This window comes from Sulfitobacter sp. GN1-4, from assembly GCF_055693825.1.
The window spans coordinates 88,376-108,939 of sequence record NZ_JBVFUQ010000003.1; the positions used below are offsets into that span (position 1 = coordinate 88,376).

The 20,564-nt window shown below is 58.2% G+C and carries 18 protein-coding genes and 2 pseudogenes; 8 read left to right on the plus strand and 12 right to left on the minus strand.

What is annotated here, in order from left to right; translation table 11 throughout:
• The first annotated feature begins 286 nt into the window (after positions 1-286).
• From ACZ1HM_RS01075 to dnaQ, 4 genes and pseudogenes are all read left to right on the plus strand, one after another.
• Positions 287-886, plus strand: coding sequence for a Maf family protein (locus ACZ1HM_RS01075; protein WP_472740680.1), 600 nt, complete (start codon positions 287-289; stop codon positions 884-886).
• Positions 883-1,716 (plus strand): shikimate dehydrogenase, encoded by an 834-nt coding sequence (locus ACZ1HM_RS01080; RefSeq protein ID WP_472740682.1) that lies wholly within the window; start codon positions 883-885, stop codon positions 1,714-1,716. Before ACZ1HM_RS01075 ends, ACZ1HM_RS01080 begins: the two co-directional genes overlap by 4 nt.
• Positions 1,713-2,306, plus strand: a complete 594-nt coding sequence (coaE, locus tag ACZ1HM_RS01085) for a dephospho-CoA kinase (protein ID WP_472744538.1) — start codon at positions 1,713-1,715, stop codon at positions 2,304-2,306. The genes ACZ1HM_RS01080 and coaE overlap by 4 nt, the downstream gene beginning before the upstream one ends.
• Positions 2,299-2,984: pseudogene (gene dnaQ, locus ACZ1HM_RS01090) on the plus strand (DNA polymerase III subunit epsilon). The gene coaE and the pseudogene dnaQ overlap by 8 nt, the downstream one beginning before the upstream one ends.
• A 48-nt stretch (positions 2,985-3,032) precedes the next feature.
• On the opposite strand, the gene secB reads toward dnaQ, so the two are convergent.
• Both secB and ACZ1HM_RS01100 read right to left on the minus strand, forming a co-directional pair.
• A complete protein-coding gene (gene secB / locus ACZ1HM_RS01095) occupies positions 3,033-3,512 on the minus strand; it encodes a protein-export chaperone SecB (protein ID WP_472740684.1) in 480 nt (159 codons plus the stop codon).
• A gap of 54 nt (positions 3,513-3,566) precedes the next feature.
• Positions 3,567-4,064 (minus strand): FxsA family protein, encoded by a 498-nt coding sequence (locus tag ACZ1HM_RS01100; RefSeq protein ID WP_472740686.1) that lies wholly within the window; start codon positions 4,062-4,064, stop codon positions 3,567-3,569.
• A gap of 105 nt (positions 4,065-4,169) precedes the next feature.
• On the opposite strand from ACZ1HM_RS01100, the gene ACZ1HM_RS01105 reads away from it, so the two are divergent.
• From ACZ1HM_RS01105 to ACZ1HM_RS01115, 3 genes are read left to right on the plus strand one after another with little or no spacing between them, the layout of a single operon-like run.
• Positions 4,170-4,832 (plus strand): Tim44/TimA family putative adaptor protein, encoded by a 663-nt coding sequence (locus ACZ1HM_RS01105; RefSeq protein ID WP_472740687.1) that lies wholly within the window; start codon positions 4,170-4,172, stop codon positions 4,830-4,832.
• A gap of 41 nt (positions 4,833-4,873) precedes the next feature.
• Positions 4,874-5,866 carry a murein transglycosylase A gene (gene mltA, locus ACZ1HM_RS01110; protein WP_472740689.1) on the plus strand — a complete coding sequence of 331 codons (993 nt, stop codon included), beginning with the start codon at positions 4,874-4,876 and terminating at the stop codon, positions 5,864-5,866.
• Positions 5,863-6,456: a Smr/MutS family protein gene (locus ACZ1HM_RS01115; RefSeq protein ID WP_472740691.1), complete on the plus strand. Its 594-nt coding sequence runs from the start codon at positions 5,863-5,865 to the stop codon at positions 6,454-6,456. The genes mltA and ACZ1HM_RS01115 overlap by 4 nt, the downstream gene beginning before the upstream one ends.
• Here ACZ1HM_RS01115 and ACZ1HM_RS01120 read toward each other — a convergent pair.
• From ACZ1HM_RS01120 to hslV, 4 genes are all read right to left on the minus strand, one after another.
• Positions 6,453-7,670: an MFS transporter gene (locus ACZ1HM_RS01120; RefSeq protein ID WP_472740693.1), complete on the minus strand. Its 1,218-nt coding sequence runs from the start codon at positions 7,668-7,670 to the stop codon at positions 6,453-6,455. The two genes, ACZ1HM_RS01115 and ACZ1HM_RS01120, sit on opposite strands and share 4 nt — an antisense overlap.
• 84 nt (positions 7,671-7,754) lie before the next feature.
• The gene (hslU, locus tag ACZ1HM_RS01125; protein ID WP_472740695.1) at positions 7,755-9,062 is read right to left on the minus strand and encodes an ATP-dependent protease ATPase subunit HslU; all 1,308 of its coding nucleotides are present in this window, start codon (positions 9,060-9,062) and stop codon (positions 7,755-7,757) included.
• Between the two features lies 1 nt (position 9,063).
• On the minus strand, positions 9,064-10,137 hold the full coding sequence (locus tag ACZ1HM_RS01130) for a hypothetical protein (RefSeq protein ID WP_472740697.1): 1,074 nt from the start codon (positions 10,135-10,137) through the stop codon (positions 9,064-9,066).
• Positions 10,134-10,691, minus strand: coding sequence for an ATP-dependent protease subunit HslV (gene hslV / locus ACZ1HM_RS01135; protein ID WP_472740699.1), 558 nt, complete (start codon positions 10,689-10,691; stop codon positions 10,134-10,136). Before hslV ends, ACZ1HM_RS01130 begins: the two co-directional genes overlap by 4 nt.
• Before the next feature lie 100 nt (positions 10,692-10,791).
• Here hslV and ACZ1HM_RS01140 point away from each other — a divergent pair, with 100 nt between their 5' ends.
• A complete protein-coding gene (locus ACZ1HM_RS01140) occupies positions 10,792-11,694 on the plus strand; it encodes a hypothetical protein (RefSeq protein WP_472740700.1) in 903 nt (300 codons plus the stop codon).
• A gap of 56 nt (positions 11,695-11,750) precedes the next feature.
• On the opposite strand, the gene trxA is transcribed toward ACZ1HM_RS01140, so the two are convergent.
• The 6 genes and pseudogenes from trxA to tsaE form a co-directional block, all read right to left on the minus strand.
• On the minus strand, positions 11,751-12,071 hold the full coding sequence (gene trxA, locus ACZ1HM_RS01145; RefSeq protein WP_472740702.1) for a thioredoxin: 321 nt from the start codon (positions 12,069-12,071) through the stop codon (positions 11,751-11,753).
• 33 nt (positions 12,072-12,104) lie between these two features.
• Complete coding sequence (addA, locus tag ACZ1HM_RS01150; protein ID WP_472740703.1) at positions 12,105-15,449, minus strand: double-strand break repair helicase AddA; 3,345 nt, start codon at positions 15,447-15,449, stop codon at positions 12,105-12,107.
• A pseudogene (gene addB / locus ACZ1HM_RS01155) lies at positions 15,446-18,402 on the minus strand (double-strand break repair protein AddB). Before addB ends, addA begins: the two are co-directional and overlap by 4 nt.
• On the minus strand, positions 18,395-19,087 hold the full coding sequence (locus tag ACZ1HM_RS01160) for a nucleotidyltransferase family protein (protein WP_472740704.1): 693 nt from the start codon (positions 19,085-19,087) through the stop codon (positions 18,395-18,397). The pseudogene addB and the gene ACZ1HM_RS01160 overlap by 8 nt, the downstream one beginning before the upstream one ends.
• The gene (locus tag ACZ1HM_RS01165) at positions 19,075-20,088 is read right to left on the minus strand and encodes an aminoglycoside phosphotransferase family protein (protein WP_472740706.1); all 1,014 of its coding nucleotides are present in this window, start codon (positions 20,086-20,088) and stop codon (positions 19,075-19,077) included. The genes ACZ1HM_RS01160 and ACZ1HM_RS01165 overlap by 13 nt, the downstream gene beginning before the upstream one ends.
• On the minus strand, positions 20,085-20,561 hold the full coding sequence (gene tsaE, locus ACZ1HM_RS01170) for a tRNA (adenosine(37)-N6)-threonylcarbamoyltransferase complex ATPase subunit type 1 TsaE (protein ID WP_472740708.1): 477 nt from the start codon (positions 20,559-20,561) through the stop codon (positions 20,085-20,087). Before tsaE ends, ACZ1HM_RS01165 begins: the two co-directional genes overlap by 4 nt.
• Between the last annotated feature and the right edge of the window lie 3 nt (positions 20,562-20,564).

Genomic DNA, 20,564 nt, shown 5'->3' on the forward strand with positions numbered 1-20,564 from the left:
GGATAAAAGTTATCCGCCGTCTGAGGATAAATACTAAAAATTCAAAAAAATATTGTTCTGCATCATATATTTACGATGAGTTTCACCATGTGAAGCTGTGTGTAAATCAATGGCAATTCCCATCTCATCCGATTCCTACACGCACCCGACTTCTTCTTTTCCCCTCGGGGGCAATTTCGGACAACTACCCGATATGTCCACACCACCAGGGGCCTTGCACTTGTCGGTGTGATGTTTCACGAACTCCTCCCGAAACTGTGATCATCAAACGCACAAGGTTATCCCCATGTCTGTCCCCTTTATTCTGGCCTCTGGTTCTGAAATCCGGGCGCAGCTTCTGCGGCAAGCCAATGTTGCGTTCGACGTTCAAAAGCCCCGCGTGGATGAGGAAAGCATAACCCAAGCCCTCTTAGCAGAACAGGCAACTCCCCGTGACATTGCCGATGCTCTGGCTGAGATGAAGGCCCGCAAAGTGAGTGAGAAGAACCCCGGTGCCTTGGTTCTGGGCTGTGATCAGGTCTTGGATTTTCAGGGCAAACTGCTTCACAAACCCACCGATCCCACCGATGCCGAGGCGCAGCTTTTGGCGATGCAAAATGATCGCCATGCTTTGCTGTCAGCGGCGGTGCTATACGAAAATGGTGAACCCCTTTGGCGTCACGTTGGCGTTGTCCGCTTGCGTATGCGTCCTTTGACCGCCGCCTACATATCTGACTATGTGGCGCGCAACTGGGACAGCATCCAACATGCGGTTGGGTGTTATAAGCTTGAAGAAGAAGGTGTGCGGCTGTTCTCCAACATCCAGGGGGATTACTTTCACGTGCTGGGTATGCCACTTCTTGAGCTGTTTAATTATTTGACCTTACGTGGAGATCTTTCCTCATGACGCTGCCAAAAATACCGCTGGCCGGAGTCATTGGTTCGCCCATCGCTCATTCCAAGTCACCGCAACTGCATCGCCATTGGCTGAACACCTACGGCATTGAAGGCCACTACATCCCGATGGATGTGGCCCCCCAGAACCTCGAAGCCGTTGTGCGCATGCTACCCAAGATGGGATTTGTCGGGGTCAACGTCACAATCCCGCACAAAGAGGCGATCCTCGAGATTGCCGATCTGGTGACCGACCGCGCCATTTTGATCGGGGCTGCGAATACGCTGATCTTCAGGAAAGACGGGAAAATCCACGCCGATAACACGGATGGCTATGGGTTTATCGAAAACCTCAAAACTGGCGCGCCAAACTGGAACGCGAAACAGGGCCCCGCCGCCGTTCTGGGCGCAGGGGGTGCCGCCCGCGCGGTTGTCGCATCCTTGCTTGATGCGGGCGTGCCCGAGATCATGATTTCCAACCGCACCCGCGTGCGCGCTGAAAAGCTAAAGTCGGATTTCGGCAGCCGGTTGCGGATCTTTGATTGGGTTCAGGCAGGAAACATGTTCGACAGTGCCGCACTGGTGGTCAACACCACGTCGCTTGGTATGATTGGCAAAACCGAGCTGCGCGTGCCATTGGACGGTCTGCGCAAAGAAAGCGTGGTGACCGATCTGGTCTATGCACCGCTGAAAACCGCCCTTCTGGCTGAGGCAGAGGCGGTCGGATGTGTGACGGTCGACGGCCTTGGCATGTTGTTGCATCAGGCGGTGCCAGCGTTTGAGCGGTGGTTTGGCCAACGCCCAGAAGTGGATCGCGCCACCCGCGCGGCAGCTCTGCGCTGATGTTTCTTCTGGGGCTCACCGGGTCGATTGGCATGGGTAAATCCACCACGGCGGCGATGTTCGTCCAAGAAGGCTGCGCGCTTTGGGATGCGGACGCCGCTGTGCACCGGCTTTATGCGCAGGGTGGCGCGGCTGTTGCCCCGATGGGCGACGCTTTCCCAGAAGCCATCGTTGAAGGCGCCGTGTCGCGGGAACGTTTGAAAGAGATCATCGGTCGTGACCCCACTGCGCTCAAACAGATTGAGGCAATCGTGCATCCGCTTGTCGGCGCAGACCGATCCGATTTCATCGCCAGCGCGGATGCTGACATCGTTGTTCTGGATATTCCGCTGTTGTTTGAAACAGGCGGGAACGCGCGGATGAATGCCGTGGTCTGCGTGATCACCGATGATGCCACCCAGCGCGCCCGCGTTTTGGCGCGCGGCACCATGAGCGAAGAACAGTTTGAGGCCATCAAAGCCAAACAGATGCCTGCGGCTGAAAAAGCGGCGCAATCTGATTACGTGATCCAGACAGACACGATTGAAGCTGCGCGCCAACAGGTGCACTCTGTTGTTGCTGACATACGGGGGAAATTGGCGAATGCGTGAGGTCGTGCTCGACACCGAAACCACAGGGTTTGATCCTGAAACAGGCGACCGCATTGTTGAGATCGGAGCCGTGGAGCTGATGGGTCACGTCGCAACGGGCCGCACCTATCACCAATACATTAATCCTGAGCGCGCGATGCCCCAGGAAGCGTTCGAAGTGCACGGGCTGGGCGACGATTTTCTGGCCGACAAGCCAAAGTTTGCGCAAATCGGCCAAGCGTTTCTGGATTTCATTGGCGATGCCAAACTGGTCATCCACAACGCCGCCTTTGACGTCAAATTCCTCAACGCTGAGCTGAAATGGATGAACCTGCCCCAGATCCCTTGGGATCAGGCGATTGATACCTTGGCCATCGCCCGGCAAAAATTCCCCGGCTCACCCGCGTCACTGGATGCGCTTTGCCGTCGGTTTGGCATTGATAACTCATCCCGTACACTGCACGGCGCTTTGCTCGACAGTGAAATTCTGGCCGAAGTGTACCTGGAGCTTATCGGTGGCCGTCAGCCGGATTTTGCTTTGTCCCAAAATGCGCAAACCTCATCTGGCGGCGCTGAGACAGCCTGGGTTGCGAAGCCACGCCAGGCACCCCTGCCCGCCCGCGTCTCAGAAAAGAAGCCGCCGCCCATGCTGATTTTGTCAGCAAACTGGGCGACGGCGCATTGTGGTTGAAACTCTAACGTCTCGCAAATGGCATAGGGCCTGATACGGGTCCGTACTGTTGCGCGTTATGCGTCCGCTTTTGGCGCGGCCTCAGCCTGACGGCGGGCCAGTTCCGTGCGGTAAAGCTGAACGAAATCAATGTTTTCCAGGTTCAGCGGCGGGAAACCACCGTCACGTGTCACATCGCTGACCACGCGGCGCAGGAAGGGAAAGATCATCCGCGGGCATTCGATCAGCAGGAACGGATGAATTTGATCATCTGGGATGTTCTCAATCTGGAAAATACCGACATAGTCGATTTCCATCACGAAAAGCGTCTTGTCCCCGGCCTTATCCTTGGACGTCACGTTCAGCTTGATCGCACTTTCATACTGGTTTTCTGCGGCGCGCTTTTTCGCGTCCAGATTTACCTGAACCTGAACGTCAGGCTGGATGTCGCCGCCAACGCCCTGCTGAGCCATGATATTTTCAAAGGACATGTCACGAATAAATTGTCCCAGCACGCGCATTTGCGGCTGTGGGGGTTGTGCTGCTTCTTCGGCCATTGAGGTCTCCGTAAAATAAGATTCACGCGGGCTTAGCAGATGGGGCAAACGCTCTCAATGCTTAGTCCAACCCGAGCTTCCGGGATCACTGGGCGCTCTTTCATCAATTTCGACAAATTCGCCTTCGATGACATCGCCATTGGGGTGAGTCTGCCGCTGACCACCACGCGGGGGATGGCCGCCGCCGGGTGTGCCAAAGGTCTGCACCTTCACCCGCGACTTGATGGCATGAAAAGCAGCGCTTCGAATGCTGGGGATCAGCAGGGAAAAGCCCACCGCATCGGTGAAAAACCCCGGCGTCAGCAACAATGCGCCGGCAAACAGGATCATTGCACCATGGGCCAAAGGCTCTGTCGGGTCTTGAAGCTCAGAAAAGGAAGACTGCAGCCGACCCAGCGCCATACGCCCCTGTGTTCTTACCAACCAAGTGCCCAAAAAGGCGGTGATCAGAACAACCGCCAGCGTCGGCCACAGCCCGATTGCGTCTCCGACCTGGATGAAAAGCGCGATCTCAATCAACGGAACCGCAATAAATGCGATCAAAAGCCACATGGTTCAGCAATCCTTTTAGGGGGCGTGCAGTGGACTCACACCAGTTCAAGACCTACATAAGGCTTCAAGCTACGTCTTTCCATCTTTTGACCCCACGAGGATCCGATGAACTCACCCATGATACAGCTTCTTGTGTTGGCTGGTATCGCCGTCTTTTTGATCCTGCGCCTGAAAAATGTTCTGGGCACGCGGGAAGGGTTTGAGAAGCCGCCCGTCACCGAACAACCCAGCCAGCGTCGCAGCTCTGGACCGGCTTTTGAAGTGATTGAAGGGGGTCCTGACCTCGACATCACCGATCACGTGCCCGCAGACAGCCCCGAGGGCAAAGCGCTTGCTGATATGAAACGCATTGAGCCGTCTTTCGGCGTCAGTGATTTTCTGGGCGGCGCGCGCGGTGCCTATGAGATGATCGTCATGGGGTATGAACGTGGTGATCTGGCCGACATCCAACCATTTCTTTCAGAAGAGATTTACGAAAGCTTCGTAGATGGTGTGGCCGCAAGAGAAGACCAAGGTCTGACCATTGAGGCCGATTTCATCGGTGTCCGAGAGACAGAGTTGGTGAACGCCACGCTTGATCCCGACACCAATGAGGCTGAGATGACCATCCGCTTTGTGGGTGAGCTGACATCAACCGTCCGCGACGAAGCAGGCGATATCGTTGAAGGCAGCCCGACAGAAGTGAAACGTCAGAAAGATACTTGGGTCTTTGCCCGCATCATGGGCTCGGATGATCCGAATTGGCTGTTGGTTTCTACAGACGGCTAAGCCATGCCATTGCAGCATCGGTCCTGGTGGGAGGTCTGGCAATGACACCCGCTGACGGGGCCGATGTGTCCTATGAGGTTTTGGATTTTGACCAGCTCGATGGCTGGGCTGCCGATGATCATGCCGCAGCGCTGGATGTATTCCTGAACACATGCCGCGACATGAAAGACCCAGATTGGACGGCGCTGTGCCAATTCGCCAAGGCAGAACCGGACGCGCGCCAGTTCTTTGAACTTTTCTTTCGCCCCGTGGTGATCGACGATGGCAAAGACGCGCTTTTCACCGGCTATTTCGAACCTGAGCTTGAGGGCGATCTCTACCGCTCTGCGCGTTTCCGCTATCCGGTCTACAAAATGCCGCCCGAAGCCTTGCAATCAAACCCATGGCTCACCCGGCGTGAAATCCTGAATTCCGGCGTTATGTCCGGCCGCGGCTTGGAAATTGCTTGGGTGGATGACCCGGTTGAGCTGTTTTTTCTACAGATCCAGGGTTCTGGTCGGATCAAGCTGCCCAATGGTGAACGTATTCGCGTGGGCTATCGCGGCTCCAACGGTCATCCCTATCGCTCCATCGGGGTGGAGCTGGTCCGGCGCGGCGTCTATGAAGCGCATCAGGTGAGCGCGGAGGTGATCAAAAACTGGGTCCGCCGCAACCCCGAAGCAGGGCGCGAACTGCTGTATCACAGCCCCTCATATGTGTTTTTCCGTGAGGTAAGCCAGGTGCCTGCCGACAAAGGCCCGCTGGGTGCGATGAACAGATCCGTCACCGAAATGCGCAGCATCGCTGTCGATCCGTCTTTTGTGAAACTGGGCGCGCCTGTTTGGGTTGAAAAAGACGGCGCAAACCCTCTGCGCCGTTTGATGATCGCCCAAGACACCGGATCGGCGATCAAAGGTGCGCAGCGGGCGGATGTCTTTTTCGGAACAGGCGATGACGCTGGCAAAGCGGCAGGCAAACTGCGCGATCCCGGACGCATGGTTGTGTTGATGCCGATCCAGCGGGCCTATGCCCTGTTGCCGGAAAGCGCGTTATGAGCAAAGGGTCAAAAGGCGGCAGGCTCAACCCCGATGATCTTGAGCTTTGGCGCAAAGTCACCGAACGAACTGAGAAACTGGATCTCAACAGTCTCTTCACCCCGGAAATTGACGCCCCTGCCCCATCGGTCAGCGCGCTGAAAAAAGCGCGTTCCATCGTGATAGGCGACCCCAAACCAAAACCCCGACGTGCGACGCATGATCTGGTGCCCTCTTTGCCGGATCAGCTTGGCGCCGCCCCCGTCCAGATGGACCGCAAGGCGTTTGGCAAAATGAAGCGCGGCAAACTGAAACCTGAGGGGCGGATCGACCTGCATGGCATGACCCTTGACCGTGCGCACCCTGCGCTTAGCCGTTTCATTATGTCCGCGCATCGCAGTGGCAAGCGGCTGGTGTTGGTCATTACCGGTAAGGGCAAGCAACGTGACGAAGGCGGGCCGATCCCCGTGCGCCACGGGGTGTTGCGCCATCAGGTGCCACAGTGGTTGGCGATGCCGCCGCTCTCTTCAGTTGTGTTGCAGATCACACAAGCCCACGTTAGCCATGGCGGTGGCGGCGCCTATTACGTCTATCTGCGCAAGCAACGCTAACGGCGCAGGGTCGGGCGATACCGCCAGATGCCATAGCTCGCCATGCCAGCTGCCGCGACGTAAAAGGCCGCATAGGGCAACATCTGCTGCGGAAAATTCACGCCCCAATCAATCAGCGCGCCGCTGACCCCGGGACCGATGGCTGATCCGAACACCATCAGTGCTGCCGCCACTGATTTGATCGCACCAATGTGCCGGGTGCCATAATACTCCGCCCAAAATGTTGCCGATCCTGTTGCTTGCAGGCCTTGGCCCACGCCAAAGATCATCAGGCCAATCCCAGCAGCAAAGATCGTATCGGCATAGGCCAAAACCACAAACGAAAGGGCAAAGGGCAGCATTTGCACCGGTACAATCCGGCTGACCCCAAAGCGGTCGATGGCCCATCCAGATCCAAAGGTCGCAACAATTGTGGCCACCGTATAAAGCGGCATCAGTGCCACGTAAGCGATCAAATCCCAACCCTTCACTTCCGTCAGATGGACCTGTTGGAAAAACAGCGCCGTGCCCCAGGCAGACGGGCCAAGAACCATGGGGATCATCAGGAAAAACAGGCCAGAGCGTAGCATTTCGGCCCGGGTCCAATGCCTGCCTTGCATCCCGGCGATTTGTGCTTCTTCCGCCATGGCTTGCGGCGTGCGTTCCTGGCGCAAAAGCTGCCAGAGAAGGGGAATTGTCATCAGGATCAGTACTGCGGCCAGCACCCAAAGACTGCGCCAATGCGCGACAGCGAAAAGAGCCACAAAAACGACCGGCAAAATTGCCTGCCCCGCCGCGAACCCCATGGATGCCAGCGACAGCGCTTTGCCGCGTGTACGCTCAAACCAACGGACCATCGCAACAGAGCCCAACTGCGACATCATCCCCTGCCCAGTAAAACGCAGCGCAAAAATGATCACGATCAACAAGATCCAAGAGCTGTTGGCGGCCATCGCCACACACGCCACCGCAAGCCCCACCATGATCACAACAGCAAGCGCGCGCACACGAAACTGATCTGTCAAAACCCCGGCCCAAAGCATCGCAACAGCCGAGACAGTGGTGCCTATGGTATAAATCCCGCCCCACTGCCCATCGGTGAGATCAAAGTCGGCCTTAATCTCACCCGCGAAAAGCGAGATGAAATAGGTCTGGCCATAAGACGATGTGAAGGTCAGCAGAAATCCTGCCAGCAGAAACAGCCAGTTTGTTCGAATGAAGGCGAAGTACGACATGGCAAAGCGGCTTTCGTGGCTGCAAATCCATGCAAACCACAGACGCCCCTCAGACACCATCAGAGTTTTGGGATCGTGCCCCTGTTACAGAACGTAGCGGCTGAGGTCGGCAGATTTTGTCAGTTCGCCCAGGTTCTTATCTACGAAGGCTGCGTTCACTTCAATCTCGTCACCCGCGCGGTCCGGGGCTGAGAACGACAACTCCTCAAACACCCGCTCCATCACGGTATAAAGCCTGCGCGCGCCTATATTCTCAACGCTTTGGTTCACATCCGCTGCAATCTTGGCCAGGGCCGCAATGCCGTCTTCGGTAAAGCTGACGGTGACCTCTTCGGTACCCATGAGGGCGGTATATTGCAGCGTCAGCGCATTGTCAGTCTCTGTCAGAATGCGCACGAAATCCTCTTCGGTCAGCGCGCGCAATTCCACCCGGATGGGCAGCCGCCCTTGCAGTTCAGGCAACAGATCAGAGGGTTTTGCGATGTGAAAGGCCCCCGACGCGATAAAGAGCACATGATCGGTTTTAACCGGCCCATGTTTGGTGCTGACGGTGGTGCCCTCGATCAGGGGCAGCAAATCGCGCTGCACGCCTTCGCGGCTGACATCGCCACCGCGCGCATCTGAACGGGCGCAAACCTTGTCGATCTCATCCAGAAACACGATGCCGTTTTGCTCCACCGCTTCGATCGCGTTACGCGTTACGGTTTCATCATCCAAAAGCTTATCGGCTTCTTCCCCGATCAAAATCTCATAGCTTTCCGCAACGGTCATGCGCTTTTTCGTGCTTCGCCCGCCCATGGCTTTGCCAAAAAGATCGCCCAGGTTCATCATCCCAGCGCCCATGCCAGGCTGACCGGGAATATCCATCATCTGGAACGGGTTCGAGGTATCGGTCACCTCCAGATCAATCATCGTATCGTCAAGCAGCCCATCCTTGAGCTTTTTGCGAAACATCTCACGCGTGCCTTCGCGGGCTTCTTCACCAGCAATCGCGTCAATCACACGTTCTTCGGCGGCTTTATGCGCCTTGGCTTTCACGTCTTCGCGCATATGGTCGCGGGTCATCGCGATGGAGGCGTCCACCAGATCGCGGATGATTTGTTCCACATCCCGCCCGACATAGCCGACTTCGGTGAACTTCGTGGCCTCCACCTTGAGAAACGGTGCACGGGCCAGTTTGGCCAAACGGCGGCTGATCTCTGTTTTACCAACGCCGGTGGGGCCGATCATCAGGATGTTCTTGGGATAGACCTCATCGCGCAAATCATCGCTCAGCTGCTTGCGCCGCCACCGGTTGCGCAGGGCCACGGCCACGGCGCGTTTGGCGTCCTTTTGGCCAATGATGAAACGGTCCAGTTCCGATACGATTTCACGGGGGGTAAGATCGGTCATATCAATCCTTGTTAAGCGAATAAGGGGGCAGCCTGTGTGCGGGAAGGAAGGGCAAAGCGGCCATCAGCCGCGCGCGGATCCGTTCCCAATAGGCGCCCAGCGTCAGCAGTACGATGCCCAGGGCAAGTGTGGTTGTCGCGGCGCCTTCACCATCAAAGACGGTCATCGCCAAAACAACGATGTACCCAATGGCAGCGATAAGAAAGGAGCGGCGGTCAATGATAATGGCGACTGCCGCGAACAGTCCCAGGATCGCCAAAAGCACCAGGTTTGCGGTGGCGGTTTGGGTCTCCAACAGGCTCAGCGCGACGGTGTTGACCAATGCGGGTGCGGCCACAACGTGCAGCCAAAAACCATTCGCGCTGCGCCTTGTGACGCGGTGCGGATCAGACATGTCAAAGGCCATAGCAACGGCAAACACCAACAAGCCCAAAACCAATGTGATCCAGGCAAAGGGCCCGCCTGCCGACAGCAGGAACAAATCTGAGATGTCGTTTGGCGATCCTTCGCTGGTCGCCGCTTGCAAAATCGCCACGATGAACAGCCCAACAGCAATCATCGCCATCGCAAAGGGCACCCGGAACCGCCACCAGTAGACGGCAAGCGCCAAGGTGCCCAAGGCAAAGGGCAATGGCAGGCTGCCATAATTGTTCTGCGCCACCATAAAGGGCTCGGCCATATAAAGCACAATGGAGATCGCCGCGTTTCCTGCAAACAGCACCGACAGCGCAATGGCCGGGGCCACCATCCGGCGTTTGCGAATGAAATACTCTGACAAAAGCCACAGGATCACGGCACCGATCGGCCCATAGGTGATGGCGACACTTTGTGGATTGGTGATGGAGGACGCCGCAGAGATGCCAATCAACGCCAACCAACCCGCCGTCAAAATGCCCAGCCCAACAACAATGAAAATTTCATTGAACCCGCGGAACAGCTCAAACGGCTCATCGCCCGGCGCGAGGTTTTCACGCGCCCCATTGCGGCTGTGGGCAAGCCCCATCAAAGAGGCGGCTTGCGCTTCTGTCAGAATGCCTGCCCCGACGGCGGCTTTCAGATCCGCCTGTTCAATCATTTGGAAATAGTTTCCACCGTCAGATTACCGTTGGTGTAGACGCAAATATCTGCCGCAATGGCCATCGCATCACGCGCAACCTGTTCTGCGGATTTGTCGCTATCCATCATGCCCCGCGCCGCCGCCAGCGCAAAATTCCCGCCTGACCCGATGGCCGCGACGTTGTGTTCTGGCTCCAGCACATCCCCGGCCCCGGTGATCACCAACAGATCGCTGCCGTCCGTGACAATCAGCATCGCCTCAAGCTTTTGCAGATATTTGTCCGTCCGCCAATCCTTGGCCAGCTCAACTGAGGCGCGGGCAAGTTGGCCGGGCGTTGCTTCCAGCTTGGCTTCCAATCGTTCCAGCAGTGTAAAGGCATCAGCGGTTGATCCGGCAAATCCGGCCACCACGTCAAACCCGCCGGGTGACAGTTTGCGCACCTTGCGGGCGGTGCCTTTGATCACGGTCTGGCCCAGGCTGACCTGGCCGTCGCCAGCGATCACAACTTCATCGCCTTTTTTGACACCAATGATCGTTGTGCCATGCCAACCGGGGAATTCGTCTTGCGCCATTGCGGGTCTCCTTACGCGTTCTCGCTATATGGCCTTGCGCGCTGGCGGGAACAAGGGTTGCTGGCTTGTGATGGTCCTGCCTAAGGGCTAGCGTTTGGTCATGGCGCACCCTCAGACCGTCCATTTCTATCTCGAAGATACCTTGCGCAAAAGTGCCGCTGCGGGGGAGCATAATTTTATCAATCTGGTCGTCGATGTTCTAAAAGGCGCCCAATTAGAGCCTGTTTTTGATGAATTGCCCCATCGTGGCAAACCGACTGGCGGCCTTAGCCTTACCCATCTTGCGCAGCCCCCCAATGACAAAGGCCTCGTGTTCCGCCGGGCCTATCACTACCCTTTTTGGCGGATTGAGGCTTTGGCGCAGCGTTGGCATTGGGACATTGCAAAAGCCCGCTTTGATCCGACCCAAGCGGGCGGCGATGCGCCCCGTTTCTATCAGTATTGGCAAAAGCGGTTGTTCGGGTCAGCGGCACAAGAGGCGCGGCGCGATGGCTATATCTATGTGCCACTCCAAGGAAAGCTGGATCAGCAGCGGATTTTCCAGTCTTGTTCACCGTTGGAGATGATCGCCCATTGTCTCACCCATGGGGAGGGCCGGCCTGTGGTGGCGGCTTTGCATCCTTCTGAAACCTACAGCCAAAATGTACAAATCCAGCTGCGCAAAATGGCTGCCGCACACCCCAACCTCACGATTGATACCGGCAATATGGAAAAGCACCTGCAGGCTTGCGATTTTGTCGTCACACAGAACTCAGGCGTGGCCTTTTCGGGCTTTTTCTTTGGGAAACCCGTACTGCTGTTTGGTGAGATTGATTTTCATCATATCTCTCTGCGCGCAGATATGGCCGCGCTGGGCGACTGCTTTGCCGCTGTCGCGGCGGATGATCCCCCCTTTGCAGCCTACGTGTGGTGGTTTTGGCAAGATCAATCCATCAACGCTGGCCGTCCCGACGCAAAAGAGAAAATCGCCGCGCGGTTCCGGCGTTTCGGCTGGCCAGTGTGACGGCATGAAAAAAGGCGCTCAGGGTTGAGCGCCTTTAATCTAAATTTCGGTCAGGATTAAAGGGAGTCTTCGATCCAGCTTTGCAGGGCCGCTTTTGGTTTCGCCCCCGCCATGTTGGACACGACCTGACCGTCTTTGAACATGAAAAGCGCCGGAATGCCGCGCACACCCATCTGGGCTGGCGAATTCGGGTTTTCGTCCACGTTCACTTTTACAATCTTCACTTTGCCGTCCATTTCTGAGGAAAGTTCCTCAAGGGACGGACCGATCTGTTTGCACGGGCCACACCATTCGGCCCAGAAATCCACCACAACGGGGATGTCGGAATTCTTCACTTCAGCATCAAAGGTATCGTCTGTGACTGCTACCGTCGCCATTTTGCTCTCCTGACAGCTTGCGTTGAATGGAACCTAGGAATGCGCCGTACCGGCGTCAAGGCGGGGGCTGCGCCAGAACGCAGATGTCACGGTTTCGTGGGGCAGATACATCAACTCTGGCACGGCTGTCCAAAGGATGGCCGTTTCAATGACGTGATGCGGATAGATATCGGCCAGCATCAGGGCATAAGCGCCCATTTGCGCCAGGATCCCTTCGGGACAGACGTCAGGCGTGGCGGGGATATGGCGGTTGGTTTTGTAATCCACGATCAGAACGCGATCCTCTGAGAGGATCAACCGGTCAATCACGCCGTGCAGACGGACCCCCCCGACCTCAGCAGTCACCGGCACCTCCATCAATGATCCAGGTTCAAAGAGATGCGAAAAGCCGGGCGCATTTAGCACGGCTGCCGCTTCTTCCTCTGCCAAGGCGATGGACTCTGATGGCAATGGTGTTTCTGTGTCCGGTCTGCGGCCCTCAAGCAGCGCATGCACATAAGACCCAAAGGCCATCGCGGTTTCCGTATCCTCACCCCTTTCGCCAGGCAGTGCCTTGGCGCCATCCAGATCACTGGGCGACAGCACGGTGTCGGGCACCTGCGTTTCAGCGGCAATCTCAGTAAAAACCGGCTCTAACGCGACGGTTTGGTCCATAGTTTTAGCCGTTTCCACAGCCTCCAACCCATCCCAATCGCCAATCTCAAATCGCCGGGTGCCAGCCTTGTCGATTGTCGTGGCGTTCAGATGGTCCATCGCCTCTGCAGTGATCTGATACCAATCGGTGTTATCGGTCGAAAGCTTACCCGCAGCCGCTACGATCAGCCACTTCTCCGCCCGTGTTAGAGCCACATACAGCAGCCGCATCCGTTCAGCTTGCTGCGCTTCTTTCATCTGATCCAAGGTGGTCCGCAGGGCATGGGGCAACTCGGCTGAACCGGGTTTCCACACCGGACGATCCGCTGTTGAAATCACCTGATCGGTGATCCTGATCTCCCGTTTGGCGGTATCGGGCAGAATGACGATAGGCGCCTCGAGCCCCTTGGCCCCATGCACGGTCATCACCCTGATCTGGTTTGACGCACTGTCGATCTGGCGTTTGATCTCCAGATCATCGGTCTGCATCCATTCGATAAATCCCGTCAGGCTTGGCACCGCTGTCCGTTCATAAGCCAGCGCCTGGGTCAGCATGGCGTTGATGCCGTCCTCCGCTTCAGGCCCCAACCGCGCGAGCAATCGTTTACGTCCGTCATGGCGCGTCAGGATCCGTTCGATCAGGTCGTAAGGGCGCAGAAAATCCACCTGATCGCGCATATCATGCAGAATGCTAAGGGTTTCCGCTTGGTCACCAGCATTGCGCAGCGCCTGCCACAGGTGTGTTTCCGTCCTGCCATGCGCAAGGGTATAAAGCTCCTGCTCAGACCAACCAAAAAGCGGCGATCTAAGCGCGGTCGCCAAGGACAGACTGTCATCCGCCGTGGCCAGAAACGATAAAAGTGCCGCCAAATCCCGCACCGCAAGCTCTGCACCCACCTTCAGCCGATCCGCACCCGCAATCGGCAGATCAGCCGCTTTGCAGGCGCGAATGATCTCGGAAAACAGCTTGCCCCGCCGCTGGACAAGGATCAGAAAATCGCCTGCGCGGATGGGCCGTTTGACAAAGGTGCCGGACGTGCCGCTGTCCTCAGGAAGATAGCTGGGGGCGGTGGGATCGGTCAGTGCCTTGATCTCTTGGGCGATTTTGTTGGCCAGCTGGACATCTTCATGCGTATCGCTCAACCGGTCCAGCGGATCGGTCCAGGGTTGATCATCATTGTCTTTGGTTTGCTCAATCAACGGCCACAGATCAACCCGGCCAGGCAAGGCATCTTTGAACGCGATATGCATCGATTCTGCGCCGAAATTCTCACGCCGTCGCGGATCAAATACAGTGTCTACCAGTCGGAGAATCGCCGGAGAGGACCGGAACGAATAGTCCAGACTGTGATGTTCAAACCGTTGCCCCGCGGTGGTGATCTTTTCGTCAAACAAGGTGCTCTTGCGGCCAAATTCGCGCGGGTCTGCGCCCTGGAAGGAATAGATCGACTGTTTTTTGTCGCCCACCACAAACAGCGTCCGGTCGACATCACTGCGCGCCCCTTCGCCGCTGTAAAACTCATCTGTCAGCGCTTCAATCACGTCCCATTGGCGCGGTGAGGTGTCTTGCGCTTCGTCCACCAGAATATGATCAATGCCGCCGTCAATCCGGTAAAGAACCCAGGCCGCCACAGCTTTGTCTCGCAAAAGCGCGCGCGCTTTGAGGATCAGATCATCAAAATCCAGCCACCCGCGTTGTTGTTTTGCGGTCGCATACCGGTTCAAAAAGGTACGGGCAAAGTCATGGAGCGCCAGGGTTTTCTGCGCAGCGGCCAAAGCTAACCGCGCCTCACGCGCGCCCTCAACCCGGCGCATCAGATCATCAAGCGCGGGCATGCTGTCGGTTATTTTCTGCTGCGTCGGTTTGGTGGGGAACTTGCCGATCTTCGCGGTAAAGGGCTCCGCTGCACCGCTTCCCGTCAGAAACACCTGTTCGAGGGTGGGCAAAGCGGTGATGTCCCAAGCGGTCACAGTCTTTAACGTTCGCGCCGCTTTCTCATCCACGCCGCCCTTGGCAACAAGATGCGGGAGGATGCCCGCAATCAATTCTCTTTCGGACCCCAAGAAAACAGATGCTTCAAGGCCCTCGACCGTCAGGTCAGCCGGTTGGCCAAACAGGTCCATCGCATCGCCCCATGTCAAAGGGTCAGCAAAAGCCTCGCGTTGGCTGACGATATGCTTGGTGAGCTTTGGAAAATCCTCACCAGTGTAAAAATCCGCCAGGTTAGAGACACATTCCGCGTCCGCCCCCTCAGACATTCCGTCCAAAATATCAGCGCGGAGCAGATCCGCCGCACGATCTTCGATCTCAGTGAACTGTGGGCTGACCTCCGCCTCTAGTGGGAAGCGCCGCAGAAGGGCTGCGCAGAAGGAATGGATGGTCTGGATCTTCAGCCCGCCGGGCGTTTCAATCGCCAGCGCAAAAAGCGTGCGCGCCTTGCGCAACCGCTGCGCATCCAGCGTGCCTTCAATCCCCAACTCCACCATTTCCTGGCGCAGCGCCTCATCCTCCAGCATCGCCCAGGCGCCCAGCCGCTTGAACAGCCGGTTTTGCATCTCAGACGCGGCGGCTTTGGTGTAGGTCAGACACAAAATGCGCTGCGGCTCCACCTCTTCCAGCAACAACCGCGCCACTCGGTCCGTCAGCACCCGGGTTTTGCCCGAGCCTGCATTCGCCGCAAGCCAGGTGGAAACGGTCGGGCGCGCGGCGGTAATTTGGGCGCGCGTGGCGTCATCAAAGATCATGTCAGATCCTCCGGCACTGGCAGCACCGTGCCATCCCATTCACCAAACCGGGCAAGCTGGTCATAATCCCCGGCTGACGCATCCGTTTTCACCAGTCGCCGGGCCGTAAATCCCTGTGTCAGTGACTGATACTGCGCAATCAATTCGCGCAGGCCTGCCAGGACCTTTTCTGGCGGTTCTTCGGTCAAAGGCGCGTGAACCTCTTTGGGGGTCGACCCCAGCCCGATATAGATCGCATCGCCCACCTCAGTCGGCCCCAAAGCCTTGAACCCGCCCTCTTCGATCATCGCAGCCTCCAGCAAGAGCTGTTTGTCAAAAAAGGTCTGTTCCCGCGCGCTGGGGGTGCACCTGTTTTGTAATCAAAGATCACGGCCGTCCCCATCTTGGTCAGATCAATGCGGTCAGCTGTTGCCGTCAGGGTAAAGTTGATGTCATCCAGATGGAGTTTGCCCCGCGCGTCGTCCTCAAACACCGCAGGAGAGGCGGTACTTTGCCTGCGTTCCTCAGCCGCGATAAACCAATCCGCGATCCGCGCAATCCGCGCGCGCCACATCAGCCGCGCCGAAGGCCAGGGCGCATCCTCTGCCAGGACCGCTTCGGTAATCTGCAGCAGGTTGGCTTTGTTCAGGGCTGAGGGATCAGCTTGAACACTGCGAATAAATGTCTCCATGATCTTGTGCAGCACAATCCCCCGCATCGGCGCATCGGGCGATTGCACCAGGGCGTTGATCCGGCGCAGGCGCAGGACGTGTTTGGCATAGATGGCGTATGGATCGCGGATCAGCCGTTTGATCTCAGTCACTGACAAGGCGCTTGGCCGCGCGGCAACGGGAGGGCGGGGCGATGGGCGATGGGCCGGGGCGACGCGATCCACTTCTTCCAGCGCCTTGACCTGCGCCAGCCAGCCCTGCCCGCGCGCCCGCATCTGTTGCAGCGCGTCTTTGCCACCGGCGTCGCCAAGGCCATCCAGCAAATTGGTCAACCGGCTGACCCAGCGAGACGCCACGGTTTCCGCCTCATCTGACCGGACAGAGCGGGTCAGCCACACCTCAGGCGCGGCAATCGCTTGCTGAAAGTCATGCGCTGACAGGCCAATCCGCCGTTCCGGCAACAACAGGCCAGCGTCGCTGCGCATCTTGCGGTTTAACCAGGGATCAGGCGGCGGTGCTTCGGGCCAGGTGCCGTCGTTCAGCCCACCCAGGATGACCAAATCCGCACCCTGCACCCGTGCCTCAAGCGTGCCCCAAATCATCACGTCCGGGCGGGGCGCATCGCGGTCGCGGATCTCTTCGGCTGACAAAAGCGCCCCCAGCAGATCGGCAAAATCACGCGCTGACATCGGCCCGCCATGCACGGCATGTTCCGCCAAGCTGTCCATCACCGCCCTGGCCTTTTGTCCTGCCGTCTTTTTCCATAGCTCATGTTCAGGATCGTCAGAGGCACCTGCGGCAATCCGCTCAGCCAGAGAGGTCAGCGCGGCAACCCAGCTTTCTAACGGGCGTTGGCCTGATACCTCATGGTTTGGAAAGGTCTGGGCCACCCATGTCACCCACTCCCCAAACCCCTCAGCGGTGCCCATTTTGTTGGCGGCCGTACCGCCGATCTTTTGCAGGCCAGCGGGATCTGGATAGGGCAGGCCATCCTTTCTGATCTGCGCCTCTAGCCGTTGGGTGTTCAGCTGGTGTTCGTTCCGACCAGCGCCGGAGTGGGTCAGCGGGTGTTTGAGCAGGGTCAACAGCGCCTCAGCATCCAGCTTGCGCACAAAAAGCCCGGCGACATGGCGCAAAAAACGTCCCGGCGGGGACAGCTGCAAAGGCATGCCTGCACTGTCATCGGGCAGGATATGCCAACGATCCAGGGCAGAGGTGACCTGACGGGTCAGCATCCGGTCCGGCGTGATCAGCGCCGCGGTTTTGCCTTCTGCCACCGCCTTGCGCAGCCGCATCGCAATGGCGAGCGCTTCAATGCGCGGTGTGGCTGCCTCAACCAGCGTCACGTCGCCCGTGGCTGCGTCAAGGTCGGTCAGCTTTGGCCCTTCCATCAGCCAGGCATCGGTGACAGGCGCGGGGCGCAGGGCCAAGGATACCAGCCTGTTGCGGTGGGGTGAGGCAGGGCCAGATGCGGTCCATTCCAAGACATCCCCGATCTTCAGATCCAAACGCTGGATCAGATCATAGAAACGGTACTGCGGATGATCCTCCGCCGGGGTCTTCCCGCCCAAGACATCCCAAACGTCGTCGGGCATGTCGAAATCAAAACCGGGCAACACAACCGCCCCCTGCGGCAGCCGCGCGATGGCCTGCATCAGCAACGATGTGGTGCCGCGTGACCCGGTGGACCCTGCAAGGATTACCGGATGGGTGGGCGGTGCCCCTTCCCAGGTTGCCGCGATGCCTTCGACCAGCATCCGCTGGCGGGCCTCGGTATCGGGCTGGCTGTCCATCTGCGCCAGATAGGCATTTGCAATCTCAATAAACCGCTTTGCGTTTTCCCAATGGCCCGACTGATCGCTCACATCAAGGTTGGTGATCGCATCTGGTGAGACACCTTCGCCCTGCATCTCATCAATCAGCGCGGCCAGACTATCGGACAGCGCATAAAGCGAGGCGCGGGGCGTGTGGGTGTCAGGCGCATCTAACAGGCGCGACACCAGTTGGATAAGCTCAAGCCGTCGGCGCAATCCGGGTGTGGCGGGGGGCAGGTGCAAATCGGGGGCCAGCCCCTCAAGATCGGTCAAAAGCCGGATGCGTGGCAGAAAGCCTGCTGGCCCTTGATCAAAAAGCGCGCGAATGCGCCGCGCCATGCGCCGGGTGTTCACAATCACCTCAACCCGCGCCATGGCATCGGGGGGCTGGTCCGCCAGCCTGTCGCGCAGCCCCGCAATCAGGGCCGCGGGAAAATCAACACCCGGCGCTACGCCAAAGACCCGCGGCGTGTCAGAAGGCTCAAACATCATGGGCATCCAACATGTCTTCGGCCAGGGCGATGCCCTGCGGGTGGCCCACATCACACCAGTGACCGGGATACGGCAGGCCGAACAGGCGTTTGCTTTTCAGCATCCGTTCCCAGAGCTCATTCAGGGAAAACACCTCAGCCTCGATTGTGGCCAGCAGATCGGTTTTGATAATCTGCACCCCGGCATAGATATGCCCCGGCCCGCGTTCCAGCTGACCGCCTTCACCCAACAGGAAATCACCCTTGCCCTTGTGGCCCACCGCTTGGGAAGGCGGAATGCACATCAGCAACGCGTCCATGCTTTGGGGTTGCCATGCTGCCCGCAGGGCGGTGATGGGGTTCGGCCCGGCCCAGACGGCGTCTGTGTTCATCGTCACAACAGGTGCCGTGCCCAAAAGCGGCAGCGCATTGCGCAGCCCGCCACCGGTGTCCAAAATCTGCGGTGTTTCGATGATCGTCTGTACGGGCGTGTCTGCCAGATGCTGCTCCAGCTGCTCAGCGAGGTAGTGCAGGTTGGCCACCACCGGCGCGCAGCCTGCGTCAAACACCAGCTCAAGCGCGTGATCGACCAACGGCTTGCCCGCCACCGTGATCAGCGGCTTGGGCGTGGACTGTGTGAGCGGTTTCATCCGCGTGCCAAAGCCTGCGGCAAAGATCATACAGGCAGGGGCTATGTCGGGCATGGGATCTTCAATTCAGTCAAAAGGGTTGGCGTCGGCTGGGGCAGGGCGGCAGTGATCAGCGCCTCAAGATCAGCCAGCTCAGGGTGGCGCAAGTTGCGCATCGCATAGCCCCAGACGCGGGGGATCATGTCAACGTAATGCGGCTTGCCATCCCGCCGCGACAAACGGGCAAAAATCCCAACAATCCGCAAGTTTCTTTGTAGCCCCAAAACGGCATAGTCCCGGCGAAAACGCTCCGTCTCTTGCCGGGCCTCCAGCGGGGCGTTGTCCAGATAATAGCGGATGAACTGCGCCTCAATCTCAGGGGCAACATCGCGGCGCGCGTCCTGGAGGATTGAGACAAGGTCATAGGCAGGATGGCCCAACATGGCGTCCTGAAAATCCAAAAGGCCCGCTTGCGCCACGCCAGACCGGTCGGGTAACAAAAGAAGGTTCTCAACGTGATAGTCCCGCAGCATGAGAACCTTGCCCTGCGCATCAACCTGCGCTGCAAGCGGGGCGAAGGCGGCCTCAATTGCGGTGCGCTGGGCGGGCGCAGTATTTGGGGCGTACCAGTCAAAAAGCGGGGCCAGCATATCCACCAACCATGCGGCATCGCAGACGGGCAAAGAGGGTGGCGGCGTCGCCTGTCGCAGGTGCAGCAGAACATCCGTGGCAATTTGATAAAGCGGCGCGGTCTGCGTGCTGTCCTGCGCCATAAGATTGGCGAACAGCGCATCGCCAAAATCCTCAAGCAGCAGCAGCCCCTTTTGCGCATCCTGCGCATAGATCTGCGGCGCGCTCAGCCCCGCGTCCCGCAGCCACCCCGCAATCTGCACGAAGGGCCCGGTATCCTCACCCTTGTCGGGCGGGGCATCCATCAGCACAACCTGGCGCCCATCCGCGTGGGTCAGCCTTTCATACCGCCGGTTTGAGGCATCGCCCGCGATCGTCACGCGTTGCGCTTCTTGCCAGCCGTGGGCCTGCACAAAGGCAGCGATATCCGCGTCCCGGTCGCTCATGACATCACAGCTTGCAATTTCGCCTGCCACTTTGGGTCTGTCCAGGACAGCGTCATCAGGCGCCTGTCTTCACCCTCTCCGGCCTCAATGCGCACCGAAAGGGCATGCGGCGGTGCCAGATCACCCAGCCTATCAGGCCATTCGATCAGGCAGATATCCGTCTCAAACGCGGCCACAAGGCCCAGCTCCTCAATCTCAGAGGTGGCGGTCAGGCGGTAAAGATCGGCGTGCCAAATATCACCCGCCGGCACTTCGTAGGTTTGCACCAAGGTGAAGGTGGGCGATGGGACATCCTCGGGCAAGGGCAGCAACGACTGGATCAAAGAGCGCGCGAAATGCGTCTTGCCCGCGCCAACCGACCCCTCCAGCAACAGCGTGTCACCGGGGGTGAGGGCCGCGCCAATTGTCACCGCAAAATCAGCAGTTTCACCGGGGCTGGCAAGGGAAATGGAATGTGTTTGCGACGTGGCCATGGC